The sequence below is a fragment of the Achromobacter maghribensis genome, from assembly GCF_057334215.1.
On record NZ_JBHFII010000061.1, the window covers coordinates 684,142 to 687,111 of the forward strand.

3 protein-coding genes are annotated in these 2,970 nt (G+C 64.1%); all 3 read left to right on the forward strand.

What is annotated here, in order from left to right; all coding sequences use genetic code 11:
* The first annotated feature begins 47 nt into the window (after positions 1-47).
* Complete coding sequence (locus tag ACE039_RS29235) at positions 48-695, forward strand: site-2 protease family protein (protein WP_448711673.1); 648 nt, start codon at positions 48-50, stop codon at positions 693-695.
* Positions 696-782: 87 nt separating this feature from the next.
* A complete protein-coding gene (dapA, locus tag ACE039_RS29240; protein ID WP_448711562.1) occupies positions 783-1,688 on the forward strand; it encodes a 4-hydroxy-tetrahydrodipicolinate synthase in 906 nt (301 codons plus the stop codon).
* 17 nt (positions 1,689-1,705) lie between these two features.
* Positions 1,706-2,830: an outer membrane protein assembly factor BamC gene (bamC, locus tag ACE039_RS29245; protein ID WP_448711560.1), complete on the forward strand. Its 1,125-nt coding sequence runs from the start codon at positions 1,706-1,708 to the stop codon at positions 2,828-2,830.
* The last annotated feature ends 140 nt before the right edge of the window (positions 2,831-2,970 follow it).

The window sequence follows — 2,970 nt, forward strand, 5'->3', positions numbered from 1 at the left end:
CCCCCCCCCCCCCCCCCCCCCGCGGCTCATCTACAATCCGGCTCGCCATGAACGACATCATCCAAACCATTGCGGTCTACGCGATACCGGTCATCTTCGCTATCACCCTGCACGAGGCGGCCCACGGCTATGTCGCGCGGATGTTCGGCGACCCGACGGCTTACGAGGCCGGCCGCGTCAGCCTGAACCCGGCGCGCCATATCGACCCTGTCGGCACCTTGCTGGTGCCGGTGGTCATCCTGCTGGCATCCAAGCTGCTGGGCAGCCCGGGCATGCTGTTCGGGTGGGCCAAGCCCGTACCGGTGGATTTCGGACGCTTGCGCCGCCCCAAGCGCGACATGCTGTGGGTGGCGCTGGCCGGGCCGGCCGCGAACCTGCTGATGGCGATCCTGTGGGCGTTTTCGCTGCGCCTGATGTTGGAATCCGGCATGCAGGAGTCGTTCTGGTTCCAGATGGGCGTGGCCGGGGTGAATATCAACCTGGTGCTGATGGCGCTGAACCTGCTGCCGATTTTGCCGTTGGATGGGGGACGTATCCTGTTCAGCCTGCTGCCAAACCGCCTGGCGTGGCAATACTCGAAAATCGAGCCGTATGGCCTGATGATCGTCATCGTCCTTTTGGTCACCGACGTGCTTTGGCTTCTGATGCGTCCGGTGTACGAATTTGGAACGACTATCGTCCAGTGGTTTCTGTAGGATTCCGGCCAAATTCCGTTAAACTCAGCGGTTTCATTGATTCTGGCCCTGGGGCATCCTGCCACGGGGCGTTGGAGCCCTACATTTATGGCATCCCCTGCAACCGCCGCAGGCGTTAATTTCCAGGGCAGCTTGGTGGCCCTGGTCACTCCCATGCAGCCCGACGGCAGCCTGGATTACGCTGCCTACCGGTCATTGATCGACTGGCACGTCCAGGAAGGAACCGACGCGCTGGTGGTGGTGGGCACCACCGGGGAGTCGCCCACGGTCTCCATGGAAGAGCACGCGGAACTGATCCGCGTTGCGGTGGAACACGCCGCCGGCCGCATTCCGGTCATTGCTGGCGTGGGCGCCAACTCCACCGACGAAGCCATCCACCTGACGCGACACGCCAAGGCTGTTGGCGCGCAGGCCGGCCTGTCGGTCGTTCCCTATTACAACAAGCCGTCGCAAGAGGGCCTGTATCGCCACTTCCGCACGATCGCGGAAACGGTCGATCTGCCGACCATCCTGTACAACGTGCCGGGCCGCACCGTTGCCGACATGAGCAACGAGACGGTCCTGCGCCTGGCGCAGGTGCCCGGCATCATCGGCATCAAGGACGCCACTGGCGATATCGCCCGCGGCGGCCTGTTGCTGCGCGAAGCGCCGGCAAGCTTCCAGGTTTTCAGCGGCGATGATCCCACCGCCGCCGCCCTGATCCTGCTGGGCGCGCGCGGCAACATTTCCGTGACCGCCAACGTGGCGCCCAAGCTCATGCGCGACCTGTGCGCCGCGGCGTTGGCGGGCGACGTGCCGAAGGTCCGTGAACTTAATGCCTTCCTGGCGCGTCTGAACAAGGCTTTGTTTGTTGAAGCCAATCCCATCCCCGTCAAGTGGGCGTTGGCCGAAATGGGCCGTAGCGCACTGGGCTACCGGCTTCCGCTGGTTGAACTGGGCTCGCAGCACCACGAAGTCGTGCGTCGCGCGCTCCAGGAAACGGGTCTGCTCTAAATATCGTGAGGATACGTATGAACAAACGTCATGCCGGTTTGTCGGCATTGATGTCTCTGGTGTTGTTGGCCGGCTGCAGCGAGGTCAACCAATTCCTGGGCAATGAAGAATCCGTCAACTACAAGAGCGCCGTCACCCAGCGTGGAGAGCCTCTGAGCATCCCGCCGGATTTGACTCAGGCCAACAGCGATCCGCGTTATCGCGCGCCCGCTTCGGGCTCGACGACGTACTCGCAGTTCCAGCAGCAGGGTCAGGCGCAAGCCACGGCCCCCAAGACCAGCAACGTGTTGCCTGGCCGCCAGGACATGCGTGTTGAGCGTGACGGCGACCTGCGCTGGCTGGTCGTGGACCGTGCTCCCGAAGACGTGTTCCCGCGTCTGGTCGACTTCTGGACTGAAAACGGGTTCACCGTGGCCAGCAACAATCCCAGCGCTGGCCTGATCGAAACCGACTGGGCGGAAAACCGCGCCAAGATCCCGGAAAGCTGGCTGCGCCAGGCGTTGGGCGCGGTGCTGGAATCGGCTTGGGATAGCGGCGAACGCGAGAAATTCCGCACGCGCGTCGAACGCGTCAACGGCCACACCGAAGTCTATGTCAGCCATCGCCAGATGCTGGAAAAGCGTGTGGGTTCCGACGGCGGCCAGGTGCAGTGGCAGAACGGCAAGGAAGATCCTGGCCTGAACGCCGCGATGCTCGCCCGCATGATGGTCTACCTGGGTTCGGACGTGGACAGCGCCCGCAAGCTGGTGCAGCAGGCGGAAGCCTCGCCGCAGAAGCCGGCCGTGCAGGAAGATGTCCGCACGCAGGGCGCGTCGTTGCTGGTGGCTGAATCGTTTGACCGTGCATGGCGCCGTGTCGGCGTGGCGCTGGACGGCGGCGGCTTCGCCGTGGACGACCGCGACCGCTCCGCAGGTGACTACTTCGTGCGCTATGTCGACACCGACACCGGCGAAAAGAACGAGCAACCGGGCTTCTTCGGCCGCATGTTCTCGGGCGACAAGAAGGCCGAGGCGCCGCAATACCGTATTCACCTGGCCGCCACCGGCGACCAGACGACGGTGACGGTGCTGGATTCCACGGGCACCCGCGACAACAGCGCCACCGCGCAGCGTCTGCTGAGCGTCCTGAAGGACAAGATGTAATCGCGGCGGATCGGCGCTTCGGCGCCGGTTTGATGCGGAAGGCCCCCGAAAGGGGGCCTTTTTCATGGGCGCCGGCGTCGTCATGCGCCTTTGCGTCAGCGGCATCTGGCGACGCGCATAAAAAAGCCCCGGCAGCATGG